We start from the raw sequence: 26,421 nt of genomic DNA on the forward strand, positions 1-26,421 counted from the left end.
GAGGCTTGGCCGCAGAATGCTCGCCGCCCACCGCCTGACTACTTGCCTGACCCATCTACCACCACTCCTACTACCCAGACCGGGGCTTGATATGAAAAGCCTGGCAACAAAAACACGCCAAGCCTTAAAACCTGCGCAGCATGCGCTGTTTTACCTGTTGTTACAGACGAACGGTTGACTGCGTCATTTCACTAGCAAGCAACGGCGCGAAGCATAGCGCAGCACTCGTCGTATTTCCCTGCATAAAGCTGGTCAAGTGCTTTCAGCATCGCTAGAATTGCGCACTTTTTGATCAGAGGCGCAGCCAGCGCCCAACCGTCGCACTTGCCCCCCAAGTGATTCGACACCATACCGAGGTTAGACATGTCCACCCCCTCCACGCCGGCCAACCCGAAAGTCGGCTTCGTTTCCTTGGGCTGCCCGAAAGCCCTGGTCGACTCCGAGCGCATCCTTACCCAACTGCGCATGGAAGGCTATGACGTGGTGTCCACCTACCAGGACGCTGACGTCGTGGTCGTCAACACCTGCGGCTTTATCGACTCGGCCAAGGCTGAATCCCTGGAAGTGATCGGCGAAGCCATCAAGGAAAACGGCAAGGTCATCGTCACCGGCTGCATGGGTGTGGAAGAAGGCACTATCCGCAACGTGCACCCCAGCGTACTGGCCGTCACCGGCCCGCAACAGTACGAGCAGGTGGTCAACGCCGTGCACGACGTGGTGCCACCGCGCCAGGACCACAACCCGCTGATCGACCTGGTGCCGCCCCAAGGCATCAAGCTGACCCCGCGCCACTACGCCTACCTGAAGATTTCCGAAGGCTGCAACCACAGCTGCAGTTTCTGCATCATCCCGTCGATGCGCGGCAAGCTGGTCAGCCGCCCGGTGGGTGATGTGCTCGACGAGGCCCAGCGCCTGGTCAAGTCCGGCGTGAAAGAGCTGCTGGTGATCTCCCAGGACACCAGCGCCTATGGCGTCGACGTCAAATACCGCACCGGGTTCTGGAACGGCGCGCCGGTGAAAACCCGCATGACCGAGCTCTGCGAAGCCCTGAGCAGCCTCGGCGTCTGGGTCCGCCTGCACTACGTGTACCCGTACCCGCATGTGGACGAGCTGATCCCGCTGATGGCCGCCGGCAAGATCCTGCCGTACCTGGACATCCCGTTCCAGCACGCCAGCCCGAAAGTCCTCAAGGCCATGAAACGCCCGGCCTTCGAAGACAAGACCCTGGCGCGGATCAAGAACTGGCGCCAGATCTGTCCCGAGCTGATCATCCGCTCGACCTTTATCGTCGGCTTCCCGGGTGAAACCGAAGAAGACTTCCAGTACCTGCTGAACTGGCTGACCGAAGCCCAGCTCGACCGCGTCGGCTGCTTCCAGTACTCGCCGGTGGAAGGCGCGCCGGCCAATGACCTGGACCTGGACGTGGTGCCCGATGACGTCAAGCAGGACCGCTGGGAGCGCTTTATGGCGCACCAGCAGGAAATCAGTTCGGCGCGTCTGCAACAGCGCATCGGCAAGGAAATCGAAGTGCTGATCGATGAAGTCGATGAGAATGGCGCGGTCGGCCGCTGCTTCTTCGACGCTCCGGAAATCGACGGCAACGTGTTTATCGATGGCGCAGGCGATCTCAAGCCGGGCGACAAAGTCTGGTGCCGGGTTACCGATGCAGACGAATACGACCTGTGGGCCGAAACCCTGTAACGGGTAAAAAAATCGAAAAGCCCTGCTCTCTTCCCGAGATGCGGGGCTTTTTTAGGTCTATCGTTTGCTCAACAGACGGCCTCCATCAAGGCGGCCAGGCACAACACAGGACCCGGCGGCATGCGCCAGCACGCGATCATCCACACCCCGAAAAACAGCGACTACGCGGAACTGACCCGGGTCTGGGAGGCGTCGGTACGCGCCACCCACGACTTCTTGCCGGACAGCTACATCGAACTGCTGAAAAATCTGGTGCTGACCCGCTACCTGGATGCGGTGATGTTGATCTGCACCCGCGACCATCGCCTGCAGATCACCGGGTTTGCCGGGGTGGCCGCGGGCAAGATCGAGATGCTGTTTATCGACCCGGCCCATCGCGGCCAAGGCCTGGGCCGGCAGTTGCTCAAGTACGCCGTCGAGCACCTGAATGCCTGCCAGCTGGACGTCAACGAACAGAATCCGCAGGCCCTGGGGTTCTATTTCAAGCAAGGCTTCGAAGTCATCGGCCGCACGGAACACGACGGCATGGGCCAGCCTTATCCGCTGCTGCACATGCGCTTGAAACAGCCGCACCTGCAAGCCGGACGCGGCTAAAAGCCACAACCGGCAAATGGACCCGGGATTAACCGGCGCCGGGCAGGTACAATGCCCACCCCCTTTTACTGCGGCCCCTGTCATGACTGACCCGATTCGTCTCTCCAAACGCCTCATCGAACTCGTCGGCTGTTCCCGCCGGGAGGCTGAGCTGTTCATCGAGGGCGGCTGGGTCACGGTGGATGGCGAGGTGATCGACGAGCCGCAGTTCAAGGTCGAGAACCAGAAGGTCGAGCTCGACCCGGAGGCCAAGGCCACCGCACCGGAGCCGGTGACGATTCTGCTGAACGTGCCGGTGGGCATGGATGCAGACAGCGCCATGGCCAGCATCAGCGCCGACACCCTGAGCGAGGAGCATCGCTACGGCAAGCGCCCGCTCAAGGGGCACTTCCTGCGCCTGACCGCCAGCAGCGACTTGCAGGCCAACGCCAGCGGCCTGCTGGTGTTCACCCAGGACTGGAAGATTTTGCGCAAGCTCACCGCCGACGCCAGCAAGATCGAGCAGGAATACGTGGTCGAGGTTGAAGGCGACATGGTGGCTCATGGCTTGAACCGCCTGAATCACGGCCTGACCTACAAGGGCAAGGAGCTGCCGCCGGTCAAGGCCAGTTGGCAGAACGAAAACCGCCTGCGCTTTGCCATGAAAAACCCGCAACCGGGCGTGATCGCCCTGTTCTGCCAGGCCGTCGGCCTGAAGGTCGTCGCCATCCGTCGGATCCGCATCGGCGGCGTGTCCATCGGCAAAGTGCCCCTGGGGCAATGGCGCTACCTGTCCGGCAAAGAGAAGTTCTAAGACCTCTGCCGCCGCCTTACATTTCGGCGCCGCAGCCTATGCGGCGCCCACTGCTGAATATCAGGATTGCACACCATGATTCATAACGACGTACTGCGCAGCGTGCGCTACATGCTCGACATCAGCGACAAGAAAGTCATCGAGATCATCAAACTCGGCGGCATGGACGTGGCCCTGGCCGACCTGGTGACCTACCTCGACAAGAAAGAGGAAGACGAAGAAGGCTTCGTCCGTTGCCCGGATGAAGTCATGGCGCACTTCCTCGACGGCCTGGTGATTTTCAAGCGTGGCAAGGACGAAAGCCGTCCGCCGCAGCCGATCGAAGTCCCGGTGACCAACAACATCATCCTGAAAAAACTGCGGGTGGCCTTCGAACTCAAGGAAGACGACATGCACGCCATCCTCAAGGCCGCCGAGTTCCCGGTGTCCAAGCCTGAGTTGAGCGCGCTGTTCCGCAAGTTCGGCCACACCAACTACCGTCCGTGCGGCGACCAGTTGCTGCGCAATTTCCTCAAGGGCCTGACCCTGCGCGTCCGTCCCTGAGCACCTCGGAGGCGGCTGACTACGGTCACCGCCTCCGCGCATGACGCCGTATTCCCTGTAAAAATAGTGGCTCCGCTGCACCCACCTGACGACTAGGGTAACCCCTTACTCCAAGCCCTCAGGACTCGCCATGCATCCCTACTTCTCCCTGCAAGGCCGCACCGCCCTGGTGACCGGCGGCACCCGTGGTATCGGCAAAATGATCGCCAAGGCCTTTGTCGAGGCCGGCGCCAGCGTTTACGTGTGCGCGCGCGATGCCGAGGCCTGCCGGCAGACCGCCGAAGAACTCGGCGCCCTGGGGCAATGCCGCGGGCTGGCTGCCAACCTGGCCACCGAAGAAGGCGTGCAGCAATTGGTCGCGCAGCTGGAGCAGGAGGTCGCCCAACTGGACATCCTGGTGAACAACGCCGGCACCACCTGGGGCGCACCGCTGGAAAGCTACCCGGTCAAGGGCTGGGAGAAGGTCATGCAGCTCAACGTGACCTCGGTCTTCACCTGCATCCAGCAATGTCTGCCGCTGCTGCGCAAAGCCGGCTCGGCGCAGAACCCGGCGCGGATCATCAATATCGGCTCGGTGGCGGGCATTTCTTCCTTTGGCGAACAGGCGTACGCCTACGGCCCGAGCAAGGCTGCCCTGCACCAGTTGTCGCGGATCCTGGCCCGCGAGCTGGTCAGCCAGCACATCAACGTCAATGTGATCGCTCCGGGGCGCTTTCCGAGCAAGATGACCCAGCACATCGGCAACGATGAGCAGGCACTGGCGGAAGACACCGCGCTGATCCCCATGGGGCGCTGGGGGCGCGAAGAGGAAATGGCCGCGCTGGCCATCAGCCTGGCGAGTACCGCCGGGGCCTACATGACCGGCAACATCATCCCGCTGGATGGCGGCTTCAGCCTCTGAAGGAGCGGCGTTCGCGGGCGCTGGCCGCCGGGTGCGCTATCATGCGCGCCTCACCCGGCCTCGACCCCTGACCATGACCTACAGCGTTTCCCCCATCGGCTTCGTGCGTTCCTGCTTCAAGGAAAAATTCGCCATCCCGCGCCAGCCACAACTGGCCCCGGCCGCGCGCGGCGTGCTGGAGCTGGTGGCGCCATTCGATCAAGGCGACGCGGTCCAGGGCCTGGAGCAGGTGAGCCACGTGTGGCTGCTGTTTGTGTTCCACCAGGCGCTGGAGGACAAGCCGCGGCTCAAGGTGCGCCCGCCGCGCCTGGGCGGCAATAAATCCATGGGGGTGTTTGCCACCCGCGCCACCCACCGCCCCAACGGCATCGGCCAATCGGTGGTCAAGTTGGACAGAGTTGAAGCCGGCCGTCTGTGGATCTCCGGCATCGATCTGCTGGACGGCACGCCGATCCTCGACATCAAGCCCTACGTGCCGTACGCCGACATCATCGACAGCGCCCACAACAGCATCGCCAGCACCGCACCGCAACTGATCCCGGTGCATTGGGCCGACGAAGCGCTGCAACAGGCTCATACGCACGCTCAGCGCCTGCAAGAGCCCTTGGTCGAGCTGATCGAGCAGTGCCTGGCCCAGGATCCGCGTCCGGCTTATCAGGCACCCACGCCGGAACGCCAGTACGGCGCGCAATTTTGGGACCTGGACGTGCGCTGGCATTATCCGGAGCCGGGCTTGATTCGAGTGCTGGAAGTGGTCCCCGCCGCCTGAACCGCAGAAACAAAAAAGCCCGCGCTGCCTTCTCAGGCAACGCGGGCTTTTTAGTGGAGCGAGGCGCTTACTTCTCGACGAAGGCGCGCTCGATCAGGTAATCCCCCGGCTCGCGCATACGCGGCGAAACCTTGAGGCCGAAGCTGTTGAGCACTTCGCTGGTCTCGTCGAGCATGCTCGGGCTGCCGCACAGCATGGCGCGGTCGTCCTGCGGGTTGATCGGCGGCAGGCCGATGTCGCTGAACAGTTTGCCGCTACGCATCAGGTCGGTCAGGCGGCCTTCGTTTTCGAACGGCTCGCGGGTCACGGTTGGGTAGTAGATCAACTTGTCACGCAGCGCCTCGCCGAAGAACTCGTTCTGCGGCAGGTGCTCGGTGATGAATTCGCGGTAGGCGACTTCGTTGACGTAGCGCACGCCGTGGCACAGGATCACTTTTTCGAAACGCTCGTAGGTTTCCGGATCCTGGATCACGCTCATGAAGGGCGCCAGGCCAGTACCGGTGCTGAGCAGGTACAGGTGTTTACCAGGCTTCAAATCGTCCAGCACCAGGGTGCCGGTCGGTTTTTTGCTGATGATGATCTCGTCGCCTTCCTTCAAGTGCTGCAGTTGGGAAGTCAGCGGACCATCAGGAACCTTGATGCTGAAGAACTCGAGATGCTCTTCCCAGTTAGGGCTGGCAATCGAGTAAGCGCGCATAAGCGGGCGGCCGTTGGGTTGTTGCAGGCCGATCATCACGAACTGACCGTTCTCGAAGCGCAGGCCCGGATCGCGGGTGCACTTGAAGCTGAACAGCGTGTCGTTCCAGTGGTGAACACTGAGGACACGTTCGTGGTTCATGTTGCTCATGTACGGGGAACTCCTGGAAAGTTGTCTGCGCAAGCTCAGTGCACAATGAGCTGAGCACAATTGCATAGCATTCTAATGGCGGCGACAATATCTGTTAAATGGATTATTAAGATAAGGGTTATCGGTTATATCGATATGCGATTTACTCTCCGTCAACTTCAAGTATTCGTCGCCGTTGCCCAGCAAGAGAGCGTGTCTCGCGCTGCCGGGTTGCTGGCCCTTTCCCAATCCGCCGCGAGTACCTCGATCAGTGAGCTCGAACGGCAATCGAGTTGCCAATTGTTCGACCGCGCCGGCAAGCGCCTGAGCCTCAACGCCCTGGGCAAACAGCTGTTGCCGCAGGCGGTGGCGCTGCTGGACCAGGCCAAGGAAATCGAGGACCTGCTCAACGGCAAATCCGGCTTCGGCTCGCTGTCGGTGGGCGCCACCCTGACCATCGGCAACTACCTGGCCACCTTGCTGATCGGCAGCTTCATGCAGGTCCATCCGGAAAGCCAGGTGAAGCTGCATGTACAGAACACTGTGCATATCGTGCAACAGGTCGCCCACTACGAAATTGATCTGGGTCTAATTGAAGGTGACTGCAGTCATCCTGATATCGAAGTCCAGACCTGGGTCGAAGATGAGCTGGTGGTGTTCTGCGCCCCGCAGCACCCCCTGGCCAAACGCGGGCACGCCACCATGGAGGAGTTGACCCAAGAGGCCTGGATCCTGCGGGAACAGGGTTCAGGTACGCGCCTGACCTTCGACCAAGCAATGCGCCATCACCGTAGCGCGCTGAATATCCGCCTGGAACTGGAGCACACCGAGGCCATCAAGCGCGCGGTGGAGTCTGGTTTGGGGATTGGCTGCATCTCTCGGCTGGCCCTGCGCGATGCCTTCCGCCGTGGCAGCCTGGTGCCGGTGGAAACCCCGGACCTGGACCTGGCCCGGCAGTTCTACTTCATCTGGCATAAGCAGAAGTACCAGACCTCGGCCATGCGCGAGTTCCTGGAGCTGTGCCGCGCGTTCACAGCTGGCGTGCAACGCAGCGACGAGATCGTGCTGCCGAGCATTCCCTAGATCAGGATCACCGCCCATACGGCGGCAATCATGCTCAGTGCCACGAACTGCGCGGCGCTGCCCATGTCCTTGGCGTTTTTTGACAGGGGGTGGCGATCCAGGGAAATCCGGTCGATCGCCGCTTCCACCGCCGAATTGAGCAGTTCGACAATCAGCGCCAGCAGACAGACCGCAATCAGCAACGCGCGCTCGACCCGGCTGACGGACAGCAAGAAGCTCACCGGAATCAAAATGACGTTGAGCAGCACCAGTTGACGGAATGCGGCTTCGCCAGTGAAGGCGGCACGCAAACCATCGAAGGAGTAGCCGGAGGCGTTGAGGATGCGTTTAAGACCGGTTTGACCCTTGAAAGGCGACATAAGGTAGGCAACTGAGCAAAAAAAGAAGTGGGAAAACTAGTTCAACAAGAGTCAAAAAAGCGTGAACAAACCGACCATCAGTGGCTGGAAATTGACTCAAGTTGTTGCAGGAGCAAGGCGGCCTGGGTCCGGGTACGCACCCCGAGCTTACGGAAAATGGCCGTGACGTGGGCCTTGATCGTCGCCTCCGATACGCTCAGTTCGTAGGCTATCTGCTTGTTCAGCAACCCTTCGCAGACCATGGTCAACACCCGAAACTGCTGCGGCGTGAGACTGGCCAGGCCCTCGCTGGCGGCCTTGGCTTCGGCAGAAACGCTGACCTGTTCAAACGCCTGCGGCGGCCACCAGACGTCACCGTCGAGCACGCTGCGCACTGCTTTCTGGATGACTTCCAGTGGGCTGGATTTGGGAATGAAACCGCTGGCACCGAACTCACGGGAACGCACCATGACCGAGGCTTCTTCCTGGGCCGAAACCATCACCACCGGGATTTGCGGGTACTGACCGCGCAACAGCACCAGCCCGGAAAAACCGTAGGCACCGGGCATGTTCAGGTCCAGCAGCACCAGGTCCCAGTCGGCCTTCTCGCTCAAGCGCGATTCCAGCTCGGCGATACTCGCCACCTCCACCAGCCGCACATCAGGGCCAAGGCCCAGGGTCAGCGCCTGATGCAGTGCACCACGAAACAGTGGATGGTCATCAGCTATCAGGATTTCGTATGTGGCCATTTTTCAAATGATCCTGTTTTTTATGGCTGAACCGATGCATTCGGTCCTCACCAAAACAACACAGATGCGCGCCAGAATGCGCCATCTGAAAACAGCACGATCAACGCCAAGAGCCCGGGAAAGCGGCGTTTCAAACTTCGGTCGCGCCCTAATCGGCGCCAAGCATGCCCAGCGAAGCCGGGGTGGTCAAGTTCCAAGCTTTGCGGCATCGTAGCCGGCTAACTAATAAGAGAGCCATCATGCGAAGCCGAGCCTTGCGTGCCGATGTCCTGATGCTGGTCACCGCCATTATCTGGGGCTCAGCCTTTGTCGCCCAAACCACGGGCATGGACCACATCGGTCCTTTCCTTTATTCCGGCCTGCGTTTTGCCCTCGGCTCGCTGTGCCTGCTGCCCTTGGTGCTGCGCCGCCAGCGCGGTGAGTCCAAGGCTGAGCCACTGCTGACCCGGGGTCTTTTGCTCGGAGGCAGCCTGATGGGCCTGGCCCTGGCTCTGGGCATCAACCTGCAACAAGTCGGACTGATGTTCACCAGCGTCACCAATGCCAGCTTCATCACCGGGCTCTACGTCATTGTAGTGCCACTTCTGGGGCTGCTGATCGGGCAAAAGACCGGGTTGGGTACCTGGCTCGGCGCAGTGCTGGCGGTGGTGGGGATGTTTCTGCTGAGCGTCAACGAGGGCTTCACGGTGGCCTCCGGGGACTGGCTGCAGTTGATTGGCGCCTTTGTCTGGGGTGGGCACGTGGTGCTGGTCGGCATCTTCGCCAGCCGTCACGACCCGATTCGCCTGGCCTTTCTGCAATTCGCCACCTGTTCGGTGGTCAGCCTGATCCTAGCCCTGTGCCTTGAGCCCATTGAATGGACCGCGATCATCGCTGCCGGCCCGGCCATCGTGTATGGCGGGGTGATTGCCGTGGGGATCGGCTACACCTTGCAGGTGATCGCGCAAAAGGACGCGATCGCCTCCCATGCGGCGATCATTCTCTCGCTGGAAGCGGTGTTCGCCGCCATTGCCGGCGCCTGGCTGCTGGATGAGTCCCTGCAGATGCGCGGCTATATAGGCTGTGCGCTGATGCTCAGCGGTATGCTGGTGGCGCAACTCTGGCCCAGAAAGCCGCAACGGCTTAGGGCGCAGACGGCAGAAAGGGCTTGAGCCGGTTATGGACCTCATCATCGGGGTCGATGACCAATTGATACTTGGCCGCCAGATAATGAGTGCTGAACACGTCCAGATAGGCGTCCAGCACCTCACTGGCAAGCGGGTCCTGGGCCAGTTCCAGGCATAACGCGGCCACCTCCGCAGTGCAAAAGTGGTCGTCGCGCTTGGAGCGTCGCAGCTTATAGCGCGACAGTTGCTCGGGCTCCAGGCTGAGCACTGGCAAGTGTTCCAGGTACGGGCTCTTGCGAAACATCTTGCGCGCTTCGCTCCAGGTCGCGTCCAGCAGAATAAACAGTGGGCGCTTGCCTTCTTCCAGGTGAACTTCGCTCACCACCCGCTCCGGCGCCACGAACTCCCCCGGAAAAACGATGTACGGCTGCCATTGCGGATCGGCAATCAGCGCCAGCAACTCGGGATCGACTTCGGTCCGCGACCAAGGGAATGCGCTGGTCTCATCGATCACGTCAGCGATCAGCCAGCCGGTATTGCTGGGTTTGAGCGGCTCCACATCATGCATCACCAGGCACATGGCCGATCTGGCCGAAACCTTGGGCCGCCAGGCACACATGCAATGGGAGGGAATAACCCGGCAGCCGGGGCAGCGTTCGGCCCGCGAACCTCGTGCAACGAAGGGTTTGACGGCACGGGCCAGGCGCTGGGCGCGCAAACGGGAAACAGCGTGGCTCATCGCAAGCAGCCCCGGCAAAGCAGAAGAATCGACACGAAAAGCACTCGGCAGGGTAAAAGTCGCGCAAGTTTATCAGAGCTATCTGCGCAAACCTGTACCGCCTTCCCAGCACTCCCCTATAATTCGCGCCACTGAACGCACAGCCCAGCGGCTGGTCGAAGCATCAGTCACTGCACCAGGAGAGTTTCATGTTGCGCTTTATCGTCCCCACCGTTGCCCTGCTGCTGGCTCTGCCCTTCAGTGCCCAGGCTGCGTCGTTGCAAGACTTCGAACTGAACAAAACGCTGCAGAAAGTGGCTGAAGAAAGCAATGTCGGTACCCCCCGGGAAGTTAACGAGAACATCCTGGACCAAGGCTACACGGTTGAAGGTAAAGAGCTGATCAACCACCTCAGCGTGCAAGCCGACCACGCGGCAAAAATGCGTGAGAACCCCAAAGCGGTGTATCTGCAATTGGGCGCCAGCGTTTGCCGTAACCCGAACTACCGCAAGTTGATGGCCAGGGGCGCGATCATGCGTTACGAATTCACCGAGAACCGCACCAATCGCCCAGTGGCCTCGGCGCGCTTCCAGGAATCCGACTGCCCCGCAGCCACCCCCGCCAAGAAAAAGTAATTACCCACTGACTGGCGCAGCTGCCGATCATCGATCCGCAGCTCGACCGGCAAGCCTGCATCTGACGTACACGGCGCTTCCATCCAGCAAGCGCCGCCGCCGATGCCCTTGATGCTCGATGACATCGGCCCTCAAGCTGACGACGACCGAGTTCTCCTATCCCTCTCTGCGATACCCCTCTGACGCTGACACCTGCATGTCTTGTTTGCGCGATAGGGTGCTTATCTGCTCATAGCGGGTTGGCGGCTCACATTGATCTGTCGCTGAATCACCTGGCAAATCGCCAATATCCTGTTGCCAGGCAAGACTTTGTGGGCACATGATCGAGTCATTCAGAGCGTACTGCCGTTAACTGTCCCGGGCAGTTGGAGGAGCCCGATCACGTCTTGCCGTGCAACTGTTGTCTCAAACAAGGAAAAGCAGAATCGGTATTCATGACTGCTCGTCAGGCCACTCAGTGACGGCCACGACCAGTCAGAAGTCTCAGCCAAAATCTGGGCGAATAGCGACACATGCAGTGTCGTGGCGCTGGTGAATACCTCGCCCGTGCCGAAGGTTCTGTGCAGAAGGAGAAGTTTTTAATGCCTTATGAATCGAGTGACCTACTCAGCCGTCATTTTCAAAACGAGGGTATCGACCTCACTAGCAAGGTCGAAGAGCAACTCAACCTGATTGCCCCCAACAGCCCGAATATCCCTCTTTATCGCGACATGATCCTGACCGTGCTACGCATGGCCCAGGATGACCTGAACCGCTGGAACGCCAAAATTACCTTGCAGGCCCTGCGCGAACTCGAGCATGCATTCCGCGTGCTGGAACAGTTCAAGGGGCGACGCAAAGTCACGGTATTCGGTTCGGCACGCACGCCGATCGAACACCCGCTCTATGGCATGGCCCGGGAACTGGGGGCCGCCCTCGCCCGCTCCGACCTGATGGTAATCACCGGCGCCGGCGGCGGCATCATGGCGGCAGCCCATGAAGGTGCGGGCCTTGATCACAGCCTGGGGTTCAATATCACCCTGCCCTTCGAGCAGCACGCCAACTCAACGGTCGGCGGCACCCACAACCTGTTGTCGTTCCACTTCTTCTTCACGCGCAAGTTGTTCTTCGTCAAGGAAGCCGATGCACTGGTGCTATGCCCTGGCGGTTTTGGCACCCTGGATGAAGCCCTGGAAGTCCTGACCTTGATCCAGACCGGCAAAAGCCCGCTGGTGCCAGTGGTACTGCTGGACGTTCCCGGAGGCAGTTTCTGGCAAGGCGCGCTGGACTTTCTCCAGCAGCAACTGGAAGCCAATCATTACATCCTGCCCACCGACATGAAGCTGATGCGCCTGGTGCACAGCACCGAGGAGGCAGTGGCAGAAATCAACCAGTTCTACGCCAACTTCCACTCCAGCCGCTGGCTGAAGCATCAGTTTGTAATCCGCATGAACCACAAACTCAGCGATGAGGCACTGGAGCAGATGCAGGCCACCTTTGCCGATTTGTGCCTGAGTGATCACTTTCATCAGCATGCCTACAGCGGCGAAGAGCACGACGAACCCCAGTTCAGCCACCTGGCTCGCCTGGCATTCACCTTCAATGCTCGCAACAACGGTCGCCTGCGAGAACTTATCGACTTTATCAACCTGCCGGAAAACTGGGCCAATACTCAGGCCAAGACGCAACATCGAGTCAGGGAGCCGATCAAGGTCACTTGATCAGCACGTGGTGGCCCGAACCTTTCAGGGCAGGGCCACACTGTCAGTCGTCTGATCGACCGCTGAACAAGCGGTTGATCAACTCCATCGAATACCCCCGATAACTCAAAAAGCGCCCCTGCTTGGCGCGCTCACGGGCATCGATCGGTAAATGGCCGGCAAACTTGCGGCGCCAGACATCCTGCAATTGTTCTTGCCAGTCGATACCTGACTCACGCAAGGCCAGTTCGATATCGCCGCGCTGCAAGCCACGCTGACTCAGCTCTTCGCGGATACGCAAAGGGCCGTAACCAGAACGGGCACGGTAGGAGACAAAACTTTCGAGGTAACGAGCTTCGGAGAGCAGGCCATCTTCGGTCAGACGGTCAAGTGCTTCTTCGATCATTTCGGGAGAGGCGCCGCGCTGACGCAGTTTACGCGTCAGCTCGACTCGACCATGCTCGCGTCGCGCGAGCAGGTCCATTGCAGTTCGCCGCACCGCGACGAGGGTATCGAGTACGGCGGTCATTGGCTCAATCAGCTATCAGCATCAGCCAGGTCAGCAACGCTTTCTTTGGCTGGCGAAGCTTTGACATCTGGAGCCGGGGTCAGCAGCTTGTCGCGAATCTGCTTCTCGAGGGCTGCCGCGATATCCGGATTGTCCTGCAGGAACTTGGCCGAGTTGGCCTTGCCCTGGCCGATCTTGTTGCCGTTGTAGGCATACCAGGCGCCGGACTTCTCAACGAAGCCATGCAGCACGCCAAGATCGATCATCTCGCCGTTGAGGTAGATGCCCTTGCCGTAGAGAATCTGGAACTCGGCCTGACGGAACGGCGAAGCCACCTTGTTCTTCACGACTTTGACGCGGGTTTCGCTACCAACGACTTCATCACCTTCTTTCACCGCGCCGGTGCGACGAATATCCAGACGAACCGAGGCATAGAACTTCAGCGCGTTACCACCAGTGGTGGTTTCCGGGCTGCCGAACATCACGCCGATTTTCATACGGATCTGGTTGATGAAGATAACCAGGCAGTTGGCGTTCTTGATGTTACCGGTGATTTTACGCAGCGCCTGGGACATCAGACGGGCTTGCAGGCCCACGTGCATATCACCCATTTCGCCTTCGATTTCAGCCTTTGGTACCAGAGCGGCTACGGAGTCAACGATGATCACGTCAACAGCGTTGGAGCGCACCAGCATGTCGGTGATTTCCAGAGCCTGCTCGCCGGTATCCGGCTGGGATACCAGCAGGTCGTCGACGTTGACGCCCAGCTTGCCGGCGTACTCAGGGTCCAGGGCGTGCTCGGCGTCGACGAATGCGCAGGTGGCGCCGGCTTTTTGAGCCTGGGCGATCACCGACAGCGTCAGCGTGGTTTTACCGGAAGATTCCGGACCGTAGATTTCAACGATACGGCCTTTTGGCAGACCGCCAATGCCGAGCGCGATGTCCAGACCCAGAGAGCCAGTGGAAATAGCCGGGATCGCCTGACGGTCCTGATCGCCCATACGCATTACGGCACCCTTGCCGAATTGACGTTCGATCTGACCCAGGGCCGCAGCCAAGGCTTTCTTCTTGTTGTCGTCCATTAAAGTCCTCACGTAATCAATAAGGCCTGACGGCCAACACCTGTATAAGTAGCCAGTATTATTCCACAGCGCTTGAGGATCGCCTACCCCTGATTTGAGATTTCTGCCGCGGCATGTTGCAGCAGCCCCTCTAGCGCGGCCTTCACCGTTTGTCGGCGGACCTCATCCCGGTTACCGGCGAAGTGCCGCAGCTCACTGACCAGCGTCTCTCCCGCGCCCCAGGCGAGCCAGACGGTGCCCACCGGCTTCTGTGGCGAGCCCCCGTCCGGCCCGGCCACCCCACTCACCGCCACGGCAAAATGGGCCAGGCTTTTATCCTGGGCGCCGCGCACCATGGCCTCGACCACCTCGCGACTGACCGCGCCCACCGAAGCGAAAAGCTCGGCAGGCACTTCCAACTGCTGGGTTTTCTGCCGATTGGAATAGGTGACATACCCGGCCTCGAACCAGGCCGAGCTGCCGGGAATGCGAGTGATGGCTTCGGCAATTCCGCCGCCGGTGCAGGACTCGGCCGTCGTGACATGGGCATTGAGCACCTGCAGACGCCTGCCAAGTTCAGCGGCGAGTTGGGTGATTTCTTTCACGGAGGCTTCTCCTGATGGGGCGGGCAAGTGAGTTACCGTACACCAGCAGGTTGCGCTTGCAAGACACAGTCTGGATCAAAATGTCAGTGGAGGATTGCCCTGACATACGCCTGGCATGCCTGCAGGGCAATCAGTCCGCGGTCTCCGGCGTCGGTGATGGCGATAATTCGTTGAGCATGCGCCGGGTCAAGTCGGGCTCGTGAGCCTGCATGAACCAGGCCGCCGCTGGTGGCGGAGGCAGGCACTGCGCAGCCGGCGCGTGGATCGTCGGCGTCGAGTAGGACTGACAAGCGCAAATCAGCAGTGGCAAGGCGATCGCGCAAGCGACCTTGATCACGTTGTGCATCGGTTAATGCTCGGTAATGAACTTGCTCGCTGGCCTGCAGCTGTTGCTCCAGCACCATGCGTTTATCCTGCTCGGCGCGCTGTTGCGTAGCAGCCGACAGGGCCAATTGGTCCAGGGTTTCACTGTGCAATCGATGCTGTTCTGCCAATTGCCCGGCGTAACGCCAGCCCTGAATACGCCAGGCCAGCGCCGCCGAGCCGCCGGCCACCACGGCCAACAGCACGACAACACCTAGCACCCGATAAGTCGCGAAGTTCAGACCGAGGGCTGGCATAACACCGCCCTCGCTCGAGCCCAGAGCTGCAAGCGATCCTGCAGCCCATTCAAGCCGCCATTGATGCGGCGGGTAATGCTGTTGAACTCGTCGCGATCGGCCAGGGCATTGAGCCCGCCCTGTTCCCAGAACCAGGCCGCTGACTCGGCGGCCCATTGCGGCTGCTCCAACAGTTGCGGCAACTCCAGCAGGCGCTCATCACCGAACAGCGCCAGGCTGCAACGACGATAGTTGCTGCGCCCGGTGACCTGGATCAGTCCGCGCCCACGAAAACGCTGGCCATCGCCATCGGCTTCGGGGGTATTACCCAGCCGCGCCGCGAGAGTACCGGTGTCGTATTTGCTCAGGTATTGATCGCTGCCCAGTTCACGCACGTATTGCAGTTGCCCGGATTCATGACCGATCTGCGCAAGAAAGGCCGCCTGGCGCTTCGGCGTATCGATCTGCCGACGGGCCATGGCGGTGTTAAGTGGAGAAACAAAAACGCCCGCTTGGCGGCGGGCGTTGGGGAGGATTTGTTGCAGTTGTTGTTCGGTGATTGGCATGGTCAGGATTTCTGGGATGGATAAAAAACGCCCCATCAGTGCGGGGCGTCTATTCAGTCTGTTCAACCACCCAGGGTGGCGCTAAAGGGCGATACAGAGGATCAGGAAAGTCCGGTGACTGCGGCCAGTCGCGTAGAGCCTGCATGTACACAAGCAGTTCCTTGAACTGAGCACCTGCGAGCGTTGTCACTACTTCAAGTTCCGTCTGGTCACGGTGTCGATCGCGCAACCACATCACCAAAGCCAGTGTTGAGTCTCGCCAGTTGCGCTCGTCTTCTGCCTGTACAGGCGACGTCGCTGTCGCACTTTCGATATGAACTCGAACCTCCTCTTCGGACATCGGCACCAGATGGCTCAAGATGAAATGCGTGGGGGCGTCGTCATCATAAGCGTGAACATTATTTGTCTCCGGGTTATGGAAATACTTCATGTACGCAACTCCGACCAGACTGGATTCACTGGACTATTAAAGGTCACTGTATAGGTTGCACCGGTCGGGACGACGAACGATGCGTGAAAGGCGGAAGTTGCCACGGTCACACCACCACAGGTTGCAAAAACCGCACCGGTCGTAATGGATGCCTGGACCTGAATCGGGCGACCCGTAGTGTTTGTATAAACAGTGCCAGAAACACGACTAGCCGTTACGTTCTGCCAAGCTTGTCCATCACCCACTCCCCGCGGCCGCGTCTCTAGCGCTGAGACATTTGCAGACAAGGCGGCAATATCGATACTTCCCTGGTTGATAGGCGCGTTCCAGGCCTTGATGCACCACATGACCGATAAGTTTCGTGGACGAGAGACTCCCACAAGATCGTTGGTAATTGGCAGTCCATACCCCTGGGCAGCAATACCAGCAAATCCCATCTTCAAATTGTATGAAAATTGGGATGAAGAAAAATCATCGACACCGATGGACGTAGCCCGACTTCCTACAGGCCCACCCATACCGACAACAGCGGTAAAACCGTCAGCATCGGCGTCATAAGCGACCAAAGAGCCTCGTTGCAAACTCCCGAGCGCTCGCCCCGCATCCACCCCCCGCCCATGATCCCACCCACGCAAAAACTCCCCACGCGACTCCGGCAACCGGAAGTTGCCCGCCCCTTCGCCACCGGTATTGAACGTAGTCCCCAAATACGCCGCCAGATCCGGCAACGCCGCAATGCTCTGCACACTGCCATCCACCTCCAGGAACCCCGCCGGCACCGTCCCTTTGGGAAAAGGCACCATGGCTCCCACCGGCAACGCCGACATGTTCTTCAGCAGTGCCTCGATCTCTGCTTTGGTGTAGGTCACCGACTTGGTGTAAGCATCGGTAATCCCGTACGCCGCCAATGTCGTCCTGATCTTTTCCGGTGGAATGGAGTCTTTGACGATCGCCTTGATCGCCGCCAATAGCTGGTCATGCTCGGCCTCGACCGGCTCATCGCCGCCGGCACGAATCACGTTCAGCAACTCATCGGTCACCGCGTTGCCCCACTCGGAGGAAATCAATGATCCGACCTGGCCCGTGATCGGGTTCTCGTCGACAAACTTGCCATTCACCAGCCCTACGCTGGGCACACTCTTCGGGTAATCCATTCGTCTGTCCTTTGGTTATCATTGATATGCGCCGATCAAAGTTCGACGCAGTGCCATAAATCAGATAATTCGGGTTGCAGCGTTTTACTCGGCGACTGACGTCCGTACATTGCTAACTGACAGGATTCACTCCGCTATGTGTAGCGCGACGGGAGGCTTCAATTACCGAGCTTTCAACGATTGGGATAAGAGTTATAACCAGTATCAAATCGACACCGGCATACTTGGAACTTAACAACGATGCGGAAGAAAAAGATGGCAGGCTTAAGTCAAATCGATAAAGTTACTTGAGCTGGTCTGGGGACATTGGCCACTCCACATCCACTGGAAACTTCTCCTGCTTCTCGATTCGGTTAAGCGCAATCCGGTAACGTTTCCACCTGAGCAAGCTTTCTACTTCTTCCTCAGTCGCATTTTCGGTGTCGACTGCATCTTGCAAGGGCCCCATGCGGTTGCCTGCAATAGCCAATAATTGGTCCCGCTGCGCCTTGATTTGTGCGCTAAGTTCTTCAACAGAAAATTGCGCTACGGATACATTCAACGGCTGCTTATCAGTGAAGATTTCATTGGTCATCAATTCACTGATGTTATCCACGGCACGCCATCCGGCAGTGCCATCATTTCGAACGGCAAAACTCATACATCATCCTCCCAGCCATAACACATAAGTCCTGCGGTTCCCGCGCCGAAGTAATAGACCTTGGACTCTTCCAGCAAGAACTGCCCCTGGGTGTTGTGCTGGGTGCTTGTTGAACCAATGCTATTGAGTGGCGGACAGTTTGGCCCGCTGTAGCCGCCCGAATAATTTGCACTGGGTGCAGCAGATGAGTTGCTGTTGGTGGCCCCAAGCAATTGAAGCGCAATGCCAATGGCAGTGACCGAAACAAACGGAATAATACTGACCGGGACCAGGCTGGTTCCCGTCCCCATTGCTCCGGACGCCATCATCGGAAGGGCCGCCAGGTTGGAGCCGATGGCGACTTTGTAACGGAAATTCTTTCCCAACTGCACGAAGGACAACGGGAACTTGTTTGCAGATGCATCGGTAAAAAATGCATTCACCCGCACAGCCACATAATCAGCAGGCAAGACCGGCTCATACACAAAACGCAGCGTAGTGCTCGCACTGGTCGCGGTCGCAGGCATGCTGGCCGTAATCTGCCCCGCCGAGTCCACGGACTTGATAAAAGCCCCCGGCGCAAAATTCACCCCGCCAAACGGCATGCCCGGGCGCATCGACGCGGTACTGGAAATACCGGTGACAATCGCTGAACCCGCCGTGGTGGAGCACGAGATAAGCGGCATCAGCGCTGCAATCCCCGCGACTCGGGTGCCGTTGCTGACAACCCAGGTGCTGTAGCAACTGGACGCTGCCAGCGCGCCTGTATCCAGGCCATCCAGTCCAGTGGTCTGAAGATTGATACTCAAATCCACGCCGTTCAAGGCCTGAGCGGCACCGCCGCTGCCCACGATCAAACTGCGGGCCTTGACCGAGATCAGCGCGTTGGTTCCGCTAGCAGAAACGCAGAGCCCTTTGTAGGGGGCACCCGAGAGGTTCTTGAGCCTTTGCACCTCTGCCGCCAGCGTGGCGATATCGATATTTCCCTGATTGATCGGCGCGTTCCAGGCTTTGATGCACCACATCACTGCCACGTTGCGTGGACGGGTTTCAATGCCGCCAGCGGCTCCCGTCACCGCTACCTGACCTTGATTGCCTGCTATCCATCCATTACCGCCGGTACCGGGGGTCGAGTTCAGCATAATTGCCGGCGAGTTCACATGTGTATGGCTCCTGAACTCGTCAGCCTGAGAACTGCCAATCGAGCGGCCGGCGTCAACACCGCGTCCATGATCCCACCCCCGCAAAAACTCCCCACGCGACTCCGGCAAACGGAAATTACCCGCCCCTTCGCCCCCCGTGTTGAACGTCGTGCCCAGATACGCCGCCAGATCCGGCAACGCCGCAATGCTTTGCACACTGCCATCCACTTCAAGAAACCCCGGCGGCACGCTGCCCTTGGGGAACGGCACCATGGCGCCGACCGGCAAGGCCGACATGTTCTTGAGCAGGGCCTCGATCTCGGCCTTGGTGTAGGTCACCGACTTGGTGTAGGCGTCGGTGATCCCGTATTGCGCCAGCGTGGTTCTGATTTTTTCCGGTGGGATGGAGTCTTTGACGATGGTTTTGATCGCGGCCAGCAACTGGTCGTGATCCGCCTCGGAGGGTTGCTCACCCCCTGCGCGAATCACGTTCAGCAACTCGTCGGTCACGGCATTGCCCCACTCGGAGGAAATCAGCGAACCGACCTGGCCGGTGACCGGGTTTTCATCAACAAACTTGCCATTCACCAGCCCTACGCTGGGTACACTTTTTGGAAAATCCACTCGTTTTCTAATCTCTAGTCATAGTTGATGTACACCTGCGTATGCGCCGGTGCACTGCGATGAATCAGGCATTCCAGGGCGCTGCCCGGGTTGGTGCCAAAACGTTCTCCCCAGTAGCTGGCGCCGAAGCGCCGGCCCAGCAGCAGTCGGCCGCCGGTGTTGAGGGTCCACATGAAATGCGCCTGCCAGGTGCCGAAGTGCGCGTCGCCAAAACGCGAGCGACCCATGCGCGGGGTGCGCAATTCAGTGACGCTGGCGTTGGGGTAGCCCTGGCTGCGGGCGATTTCGACGAAGTAGCTGGCGCGCTGGCTGCCGACGGCCAGCAAGCGGCGGCGCACCGCCAGGCGGCGGTCGTCGAACAGCGGGGTCAGGCCCAGGCAGGGGTCGGGCAGGTTCATGACCTTTTCCCAATCCGGCACCAGTTCGCTGACGCTCGCCGGGTCCATTTCGTTTTGCAGGTCGACGGCGCGGGCGTCGATGCGCGCCAGTTCCTGGGCCACGCCTTGCAGCACCTGCTGCAATTCCGGCAGGCGCTCCGGGTCCCAGGCCGGGCCGCTGGGCAGCAGGCTGCGCAGTTGGCCCTGGTATTGCGCGGCGCTTCTTATTCCAGCCATACACAACCTCCGAACACCAACAGTTGGTTGTTGGCCGCGGGCACATCCTGGGTGGGCGCCAGCAACCGGTGATCGCGCTCGCCGGTGGCACTGCTGATGGCCTCGCTGATATGGGTCAGCAGCAGGCTTTCGCCCAGCCCGGCTTCGCGGCTGTGCAGGTCGCGCAGTTCAGCCTCGACAGCGGCGCGCACGGCGCTGGTGTCGGGGGTCAGGCGCAGCCTGTAGGTCACGGGTTGCATCACCGGCGCCAGTACATAGAGCTCGGCGGTCACCGGACGCAGAGGTTCGATGTAGGCCTGAACCTGCGCCAGTTGCTCGGCATTGGGGATCGGCTGCGGGTCGTCGTCGCGCATCACAAACAGGCCGACGGTGCCCGGGCCCAGGTAGTTGCGGCGGCACCAGGCACGGGTGATCCCGGCGCATTCCAGGGCCCAGGTCTCGTAGTCGTCGGCGGCGCCACCATGGGGAATGATGCGGTACGACCGAATCACCCGAGCCCGCAGCGACTCAAGGCTTTCCTCGGCCACGCCGCCACTGACGCCCGGCGCCAGCACCGTGAAGCTGTTGCCGATGCCCTGGATCGGCTGCACCGGAATCAGGCTCAGGCCCTCTTCGGCATTGCCCAGGGTGCCGGCGTCCACGGCCTGGATGCTGGTGCTGTTCAGGCCGGCGCTGGTGGTGCGCGCCGCGGTCACTTTGTAACTGCGGCCGTCACTGCTTTGCAGCAGGGTATCGACATCCAACACGGCACCGGCCACGGCACTGAAGCTGACACTGCCGCTGCCGGCCTGGGCCGCTTTGCGCGGCTGGTTCAGGCGCAGCGCGGCGATGCGTTCCAGGGTCGACTCATCGGCCTTGTCCGGCAGGATCTGCTCGGCGATCCAATCCAGGTAGCCATACAGGCCAAAGGCGGCGCCGCTGAGGGTGCGGGCCAGCACTTGCGCATCGGACTGGCGCAGCGCATCGCTGGCCAGGTCGCTTTGGGTGCGCTTGATCAGCACCGGCAGCGAAGGCGTTTCAAACGGCATAGGTCACCTGCCAACTGTGAGTGGGGTTGATGTCCAGGCGCTCGCCATCGGCCAGGGTCAGCACCGTGCGCAGGTTCAGGCGCTGGGCGTCGAGGCGTTCGCTGATGATGTCGATGGCGCTGCAATGGCCGTCGTCGATCAGCCATTGCAGGGCTTCGCGGGCATAGAATTCAGCGTCGAGCTGGGTCTGCCGGGTCAGCTTGACCCGCCGTAGCAACCACAAACGCGAGCCGATGCGGTCGTCGGCGACACTGGGAAAGCTGTCGCCCCACCAGCCGAAACGCTCGTCGTCATCGAGGGCGTCGTCATCGGCGGCGCGGCGCCAGGTAAACAGGCTGATCAGCACCGACCGGGTCAGCGCGGCTTTCAGGTTCAGAGAGGTCAACATACTCAGCCCCCCACCGGCATGCCGGTCTGCCCCGGGCCCGGCTGCACACCAGAGTGCACGTGCTGGATCTGGCTGATGCCACCTGCGATCTGGTCGCCCTGGGAGACGATCTGGCCGCTCTGGGTCAGGGTCGGCGTGTCGATATTTACCGCACTGCTGGCGCGGATGTTCAGGGTCGCGGTGTCGATGTCGATGATCCGCCCGCGCTTGAAGTGGATCTTGTCGCCCTCGTCGGTGTAGATCGCCACCTCGCCCTCGGCCAGGGCCTTGAGCCGGTAGCGACGATCGGCGACCACCAGCACCACGGCATGGGAACGGTCGCCGCCGAGAAAGGTGGCGATGCCTTCAGCCCCGGCCAGGGGGTTGCTGGTAAAGCCGTAGGGTTCGAAATGCTCCATGTCATCGCTCACCTCACCGGCGGTCAGGCGCATTTGCAGCGATTGCAGTTTATTGGCCGAGTTGGCGAGCACGACGGTGCCGCGCGCCAACAGGCGTGTCAGTAAGCTCATGGTGGAATCCTTTGCAGCAGGTCGCCGCGGGTGAGAAGCCGATGGGCTGGCCATGGATGCTGAGCAGAACCGATGGAGCGCCAATGCCGGCAAGCGGCGTCTATAGCGCTCAATCGGGCCCGGGGTCAGCGTTTGGTCGGCACCGGGTTGGCGTCGAAGGTTGAGGGCGGCGCCACTTGCAGGGTGGTGATGGAGCCGCGCTCGGACAGCGAGTAAGTGACCTTGGAGATCAGCATCTCCTGATCGAAGCCCAGCACCTTGTCGATCACCCGTACCAGGCAGTTATGACGCCAGAGGTCGCCATTGGCCTGACGCCAACCTTGCACGCTGTAGGTGGTGGTCAGCGCCTTGCCCTGGCGGGTGGCGCTTTCCCAGTCGGCCCGTTGCTGGGCCAGCTCCGGGGTCAGTTGCGCCGCCTCGCTGATCACCGTGACCCGCTTGCGGGTGGTCTGCGCATCGCTCGCCACACCGGACACTTCACTGACCGCGCTGCCGCTTTTCTGGTCGCTGCCCTTGTGCTGGCCGATCACCCGGTACTCGGAAAACACCGCGGAGAAATCCATCGCTGCATTCGCCGACAGGATGTTCTTGCCCAGCTCCAGCACATCACTGGCGCGCCCGCCGCTGCCCGGTGCCGCCAACAGCAACGCACCCTCGACATCGTCGGTGGAGAACACCCGGTACAGGGTCAGCAAGCGGTCGATGGAAGCGAACACCGTTTCCCCCGGGACGATGCTGTGGGTGTGCAACTTGCTGGTGGTGGGGATTTCGCTGCGCACGGTCACCCCATAAGGCTGGGCCAGGGCGCGAACGATGTTCAGCAGGTCCTGCTCGCGCCATTGGCTGGGGCGATTGATGGCGGCGCAATCCACCAGGTCCTGGGTCAGCGAACTGCCCTGGATACTCAGGCTGATTTGCTTGCCGTCGTAACTGATGGGCGCCTTGTACACGTGCCCGGTGAGCACCAGGTCGCAGCCGATACGCACCTGGCAGCGCGCTCCGGGCTTGATCCGCACCTGCTGGTCCTGCCCCGGCCACTGCCAGGTGATGTTCATGCTGAAGGTGCGAAACTGACGCTCCAGATCGGCAACGATTTCCACGTTTTTCCAGCCGCTGTAATCCAGGCCGTCAACGGTCAGGGTCACGGTATTCTGCAGTTCGGTCATGGCTTACTCCCGGGCGACTTTAAGGTCTTTGGCCGGCAGGAACCCGGGGTGCGCCGCGCCATTGCGCTGGATCACTTCGCCGACCCGCGTCGCATCGGCAAAACGCTGATAGGCCAGGACCAGCGCCGGTTGGCTCTGCGTGGGCGACAAGGTAATCAGGCGTACCCCGGAGGACGCCACCGCGGTCAGGTGACCGAACAGTTGCTGGCGCAGTGCGTTGAGCACTTCGTAGTGCCGGGCATCGGCCTTCAGCGCCGCGCCCCAGATCACCTCATTCAGGGCATCGCGCAGGGCCAGCACATCGTCGGCCACCGGCACCTCAAGACGCTGCACCGGTTGTACCGCCTGCTGCCCGACGGCCGGCGTGGAGTTGAGCTTGACCACCGGCGTCGCCACCGGCATCTGCGCCACCTTGTAGCCCAGCTTCACCAGCAGTGCGTCCTGCACCAGGTTGGCCATGGCCTGGGCTGCTGCCGTGGTGTCCTTGCCAGTGGTGAGTTTGGGCGTATCGATCTGCTTCGCCGCCTCGACCTGCTGCGAAGCATTGGCCAGAATTCCGCGATAGCCCTCCCGGGCGAAATCCTTGAGCTCGCGGATATCCCCCAGCAGGCCTTCGAACTCGGCGCTGACTTCACGCGGCAGTTCCTTGATCGAACGCACCAGCAGGCTGAGGTCACGGTAGGTGTCGAGCACTTGTTTGAACTCATGCTCGATCACTTGATAGACGTCCTTGAGGCTGTCGCGCAGCTCCTTGACCCCTATCCGCACCGCCTTGATCAGGCTGACCGCTTCTTCAAAACGGCTCACCGCCGAACCCAGCAGGCTGTCGGAGGCCACCAGCAACTGCTGCTGGGTGTTGACCGCTGCCGAGGGAAAGCGCAGCGGCTGATCCGGGTAAAACTTCAGGCTGAAGGTCACCAGTCCGCCGTCCTGGCGGGTCTGGGTCATCTCGCACTCGCCGACCTTGACCTGCATCCTCCCCAGCCACGGGTGCACCAGCTCACCGGCGCCCTCCTCCAGGGCCTTGAGCAGTTTGTCGCGCTGCTCCAGGCAATCGGCGCCGACGATAAATGCCGTCAGGTCATGGATCTTCGCCTGCTGCCCCAAGCCCTCGAAAAACGGCTGGTCGCGTTGTGGGTATTCGTGCAGCTGGCCCTTTTGGCCGACCGGGGTTTTCGCCTGATCCACCCAAAACGCCACGCCACGAAACGACGCCGGCAATAAACGATCACGCCAGGAATCAGACATTGGAACCTCCCAGGGAAAGCGAGCGATAGCCGACGGTGGAGGCCACGGTCAGGCCTGGCTGGTTGGTTTGGGCTTGGTCGACGCGTAGGCCGGCAGGGGCGTTGGCGAAGCTCACCATCAAGCCGCCTTCGAGTTGAGTACGGTTATTGGCGGCGGTTTGCTGGATCAGCGCACTGGAGTTTTGCGTCAGCGCGCCGCCCTGCATTGAAGCCAGCCCGTTGCCCGCGGCATTGATGGTCCTTTGTGCCTCGGTGAGGCCTTCAACCTTGCCGGTGACATTGGCGATCACCCCGGCGAACCCGCCCTCAAACAGCTCTTTGATCGGTGCGATCACGTCCTGGAGTCGTTGCCACAACCCCACGAACCACTCGGTGATCGGCTCCCAGTTATTGATCACCATCCCCAGCGGCGACCAGTCGAACAGCGTGCCGAAGAACGCCTTGACGGCCTCGGCCGGCGGTTGCAACGCAGCCCAGATCGAACTGAAGTAATCGCCGATGGCTCCCCAATTGTTGATGACCATCCCCAGAGGAGAAAAATCGAACAACAGGCCGAAGAAGTCCTTGATGATTTGAGCCGCCGATTGCAGGCCCGCCCAGATCGAACTGAAGAAACCGCCAATAGCCCCCCAGTTGTTGATGATCATCCCCAGCGGAGAAAAATCGAACAACAGACCGAAGAAGGTCTTGATCACTTGGGCAGCCGGTTGCAACGCTGCCCAGATCGAGGCAAAGAACCCGGTGATCGCCCCCCAGTTGTTAATGATCATGCCCAACGGCGACCAGTCGAACAGCCCCTTGAGAAACGCCATGACCGGCACCGTCAACGCCTTGAGCAGATCCCAGATCGCCGAAAACAAGCCGGTCAGGCCGCTCCAGTTATCCATGACCAACCCCAACGGCGACCAGGAAAACACCGCCTTCAGGAAATCGACAACCGAGCCCGCCAGCGCTTTGATCCCGTCCCACAGACTGGAAAAAAACGCCGTGATCGAGCCCCAGTTGTTAATCACCATGCCCAGCGGAGTCCAGCTGAACACTGTGCTCAGCACATCCATCGCCGTCGCCGCGGCGCTTTTGACGCTCTCCCAGAGGCTGACAAAAAAGCCTGAAATCGGAGTCCAGTTGGCCACGATCAAGCCGGCGGCCAAGGCGATGCCCATGGCGATCAACATCACCGGGGAGGCACTGAGCACTGTGCTTATCAGGCCAAACACCTGAGTCGCCCCGGTGACCGCCGTCTGCATCGCCGAGAAAGCAATGGCGCCAGCAGCCAACCCTTCAACCAGCGCCGGGTTGTCGTTGAGCAGGCTGCCCACGCTGTTAAGCATGGGCTCCAGGCCCACCACCAGTGCACCTACTGCCGGCAACAATGCCGCATCGATGGCGGCTGAAACCTTGCCCATCGACTGGCTGAACACATTCATGTTTTGCGCAGCGCCCGGCATATCGGTACCGCTGGCCGAATCGCCAACCTCGGCCAACTTGCCCTTGAATGCATCGCAGGCCTTGATCCCTTCCACGAACGGCGTCATCAGGCTGCCGCCCTTGAACAGACCGCTGATATCCAGCTTGCCCAGCCCCGTCTGCTCAAGGTTCTTCTTGAACGTGTCGACCTTGCCCTGAAGAGAAGCGAGTTTGGGGGACAGCTCATCGATGCCGCTGAGCAGCACCGATTTCTTTTCTACGGTTTGTGTGTCTGCCATCACTGCACCTGCTGCATCGC

30 protein-coding genes are annotated in these 26,421 nt (G+C 60.5%); 10 read left to right on the forward strand and 20 right to left on the reverse strand.

The features are described 5' to 3' along the window. Positions 1–363 precede the first annotated feature (363 nt). The 6 genes from rimO (at position 364) to tsaA (ending at position 5,301) form a co-directional block, all read left to right on the forward strand. The gene (gene rimO, locus ACOZJV_RS14605; RefSeq protein WP_201129708.1) at positions 364–1,701 is read left to right on the forward strand and encodes a 30S ribosomal protein S12 methylthiotransferase RimO; all 1,338 of its coding nucleotides are present in this window, start codon (positions 364–366) and stop codon (positions 1,699–1,701) included. A 120-nt stretch (positions 1,702–1,821) separates the two neighbouring features. Beyond that, positions 1,822–2,295, forward strand: a complete 474-nt coding sequence (locus ACOZJV_RS14610) for a GNAT family N-acetyltransferase (protein WP_078470121.1) — start codon at positions 1,822–1,824, stop codon at positions 2,293–2,295. 82 nt (positions 2,296–2,377) lie between these two features. Next, a complete protein-coding gene (locus ACOZJV_RS14615) occupies positions 2,378–3,088 on the forward strand; it encodes an rRNA pseudouridine synthase (protein WP_020296541.1) in 711 nt (236 codons plus the stop codon). 75 nt (positions 3,089–3,163) lie between these two features. Beyond that, complete coding sequence (locus tag ACOZJV_RS14620; RefSeq protein WP_020296542.1) at positions 3,164–3,631, forward strand: DUF1456 family protein; 468 nt, start codon at positions 3,164–3,166, stop codon at positions 3,629–3,631. Between the two features lie 130 nt (positions 3,632–3,761). Beyond that, the gene (locus ACOZJV_RS14625) at positions 3,762–4,532 is read left to right on the forward strand and encodes an SDR family oxidoreductase (RefSeq protein WP_201129702.1); all 771 of its coding nucleotides are present in this window, start codon (positions 3,762–3,764) and stop codon (positions 4,530–4,532) included. Positions 4,533–4,605: 73 nt separating this feature from the next. Further along, positions 4,606–5,301 (forward strand): tRNA (N6-threonylcarbamoyladenosine(37)-N6)-methyltransferase TrmO, encoded by a 696-nt coding sequence (gene tsaA, locus ACOZJV_RS14630; RefSeq protein WP_078470230.1) that lies wholly within the window; start codon positions 4,606–4,608, stop codon positions 5,299–5,301. Positions 5,302–5,368: 67 nt separating this feature from the next. Here tsaA and fpr read toward each other — a convergent pair whose 3' ends face one another. Then, on the reverse strand, positions 5,369–6,148 hold the full coding sequence (gene fpr / locus ACOZJV_RS14635) for a ferredoxin-NADP reductase (protein WP_003443014.1): 780 nt from the start codon (positions 6,146–6,148) through the stop codon (positions 5,369–5,371). Between the two features lie 135 nt (positions 6,149–6,283). Between fpr and ACOZJV_RS14640 the strand changes: the two genes are divergently transcribed. Beyond that, entirely contained in the window at positions 6,284–7,210 is a 927-nt protein-coding gene (locus ACOZJV_RS14640; protein ID WP_421547927.1) for a LysR family transcriptional regulator, read from the forward strand. Here ACOZJV_RS14640 and ACOZJV_RS14645 read toward each other — a convergent pair. Continuing rightward, positions 7,207–7,569, reverse strand: coding sequence for a diacylglycerol kinase (locus ACOZJV_RS14645; RefSeq protein WP_078470118.1), 363 nt, complete (start codon positions 7,567–7,569; stop codon positions 7,207–7,209). The genes ACOZJV_RS14640 and ACOZJV_RS14645 overlap by 4 nt on opposite strands. Before the next feature lie 77 nt (positions 7,570–7,646). Next, a complete protein-coding gene (gene erdR / locus ACOZJV_RS14650; RefSeq protein WP_020296547.1) occupies positions 7,647–8,297 on the reverse strand; it encodes a response regulator transcription factor ErdR in 651 nt (216 codons plus the stop codon). 239 nt (positions 8,298–8,536) lie between these two features. Here erdR and ACOZJV_RS14655 point away from each other — a divergent pair, with 239 nt between their 5' ends. Beyond that, positions 8,537–9,448 carry a DMT family transporter gene (locus ACOZJV_RS14655; protein ID WP_421547928.1) on the forward strand — a complete coding sequence of 304 codons (912 nt, stop codon included), beginning with the start codon at positions 8,537–8,539 and terminating at the stop codon, positions 9,446–9,448. On the opposite strand, the gene ACOZJV_RS14660 is transcribed toward ACOZJV_RS14655, so the two are convergent. Further along, entirely contained in the window at positions 9,420–10,142 is a 723-nt protein-coding gene (locus ACOZJV_RS14660; RefSeq protein ID WP_421547929.1) for a tRNA-uridine aminocarboxypropyltransferase, read from the reverse strand. The genes ACOZJV_RS14655 and ACOZJV_RS14660 overlap by 29 nt on opposite strands. A 188-nt stretch (positions 10,143–10,330) precedes the next feature. Between ACOZJV_RS14660 and ACOZJV_RS14665 the strand changes: the two genes are divergently transcribed. Then, on the forward strand, positions 10,331–10,756 hold the full coding sequence (locus ACOZJV_RS14665; protein ID WP_020296550.1) for a PA3611 family quorum-sensing-regulated virulence factor: 426 nt from the start codon (positions 10,331–10,333) through the stop codon (positions 10,754–10,756). A 581-nt stretch (positions 10,757–11,337) separates the two neighbouring features. After that, on the forward strand, positions 11,338–12,456 hold the full coding sequence (locus tag ACOZJV_RS14670; protein WP_421547930.1) for an LOG family protein: 1,119 nt from the start codon (positions 11,338–11,340) through the stop codon (positions 12,454–12,456). 43 nt (positions 12,457–12,499) lie between these two features. Here ACOZJV_RS14670 and recX read toward each other — a convergent pair whose 3' ends face one another. From recX to ACOZJV_RS14750, 16 genes are all read right to left on the reverse strand, one after another. Next, positions 12,500–12,964, reverse strand: coding sequence for a recombination regulator RecX (gene recX / locus ACOZJV_RS14675; RefSeq protein WP_201129693.1), 465 nt, complete (start codon positions 12,962–12,964; stop codon positions 12,500–12,502). A gap of 8 nt (positions 12,965–12,972) precedes the next feature. Then, the gene (gene recA / locus ACOZJV_RS14680; protein ID WP_020296553.1) at positions 12,973–14,025 is read right to left on the reverse strand and encodes a recombinase RecA; all 1,053 of its coding nucleotides are present in this window, start codon (positions 14,023–14,025) and stop codon (positions 12,973–12,975) included. A gap of 83 nt (positions 14,026–14,108) precedes the next feature. Continuing rightward, on the reverse strand, positions 14,109–14,609 hold the full coding sequence (locus ACOZJV_RS14685) for a nicotinamide-nucleotide amidohydrolase family protein (protein WP_201129691.1): 501 nt from the start codon (positions 14,607–14,609) through the stop codon (positions 14,109–14,111). 83 nt (positions 14,610–14,692) lie between these two features. Next, positions 14,693–15,229: a lysis protein gene (locus tag ACOZJV_RS14690; protein ID WP_421547931.1), complete on the reverse strand. Its 537-nt coding sequence runs from the start codon at positions 15,227–15,229 to the stop codon at positions 14,693–14,695. Then, entirely contained in the window at positions 15,211–15,774 is a 564-nt protein-coding gene (locus tag ACOZJV_RS14695; RefSeq protein WP_421547932.1) for a glycoside hydrolase family 19 protein, read from the reverse strand. Before ACOZJV_RS14695 ends, ACOZJV_RS14690 begins: the two co-directional genes overlap by 19 nt. 49 nt (positions 15,775–15,823) lie before the next feature. Continuing rightward, the gene (locus ACOZJV_RS14700; protein WP_421547933.1) at positions 15,824–16,204 is read right to left on the reverse strand and encodes a phage tail assembly chaperone; all 381 of its coding nucleotides are present in this window, start codon (positions 16,202–16,204) and stop codon (positions 15,824–15,826) included. Further along, entirely contained in the window at positions 16,201–17,358 is a 1,158-nt protein-coding gene (locus ACOZJV_RS14705) for a phage tail protein (RefSeq protein ID WP_421547934.1), read from the reverse strand. The genes ACOZJV_RS14700 and ACOZJV_RS14705 overlap by 4 nt, the downstream gene beginning before the upstream one ends. A 283-nt stretch (positions 17,359–17,641) precedes the next feature. Continuing rightward, positions 17,642–17,998, reverse strand: coding sequence for a tail fiber assembly protein (locus ACOZJV_RS14710; protein WP_421547935.1), 357 nt, complete (start codon positions 17,996–17,998; stop codon positions 17,642–17,644). After that, on the reverse strand, positions 17,995–19,743 hold the full coding sequence (locus tag ACOZJV_RS14715) for a phage tail protein (RefSeq protein ID WP_421547936.1): 1,749 nt from the start codon (positions 19,741–19,743) through the stop codon (positions 17,995–17,997). Before ACOZJV_RS14715 ends, ACOZJV_RS14710 begins: the two co-directional genes overlap by 4 nt. Before the next feature lie 14 nt (positions 19,744–19,757). After that, positions 19,758–20,357 (reverse strand): YmfQ family protein, encoded by a 600-nt coding sequence (locus tag ACOZJV_RS14720; RefSeq protein WP_201129680.1) that lies wholly within the window; start codon positions 20,355–20,357, stop codon positions 19,758–19,760. Further along, a complete protein-coding gene (locus ACOZJV_RS14725; RefSeq protein WP_201129678.1) occupies positions 20,345–21,385 on the reverse strand; it encodes a baseplate J/gp47 family protein in 1,041 nt (346 codons plus the stop codon). Before ACOZJV_RS14725 ends, ACOZJV_RS14720 begins: the two co-directional genes overlap by 13 nt. Continuing rightward, complete coding sequence (locus ACOZJV_RS14730) at positions 21,375–21,773, reverse strand: phage GP46 family protein (RefSeq protein ID WP_020296564.1); 399 nt, start codon at positions 21,771–21,773, stop codon at positions 21,375–21,377. The genes ACOZJV_RS14725 and ACOZJV_RS14730 overlap by 11 nt, the downstream gene beginning before the upstream one ends. A 2-nt stretch (positions 21,774–21,775) precedes the next feature. Beyond that, positions 21,776–22,282, reverse strand: coding sequence for a phage baseplate assembly protein V (locus ACOZJV_RS14735; protein ID WP_078470107.1), 507 nt, complete (start codon positions 22,280–22,282; stop codon positions 21,776–21,778). Positions 22,283–22,407: 125 nt separating this feature from the next. Continuing rightward, a complete protein-coding gene (locus ACOZJV_RS14740) occupies positions 22,408–23,448 on the reverse strand; it encodes a phage baseplate assembly protein (RefSeq protein WP_421547937.1) in 1,041 nt (346 codons plus the stop codon). A gap of 3 nt (positions 23,449–23,451) precedes the next feature. Beyond that, positions 23,452–24,696 (reverse strand): DNA circularization protein, encoded by a 1,245-nt coding sequence (locus ACOZJV_RS14745; protein ID WP_421547938.1) that lies wholly within the window; start codon positions 24,694–24,696, stop codon positions 23,452–23,454. Next, positions 24,689–26,401 carry a phage tail protein gene (locus ACOZJV_RS14750; RefSeq protein ID WP_421547939.1) on the reverse strand — a complete coding sequence of 571 codons (1,713 nt, stop codon included), beginning with the start codon at positions 26,399–26,401 and terminating at the stop codon, positions 24,689–24,691. The genes ACOZJV_RS14745 and ACOZJV_RS14750 overlap by 8 nt, the downstream gene beginning before the upstream one ends. Positions 26,402–26,421: the final 20 nt, after the last annotated feature.

The organism is Pseudomonas sp. QD4, from assembly GCF_049199125.1.
Classification (GTDB): Bacteria; Pseudomonadota; Gammaproteobacteria; order Pseudomonadales; family Pseudomonadaceae; genus Aquipseudomonas.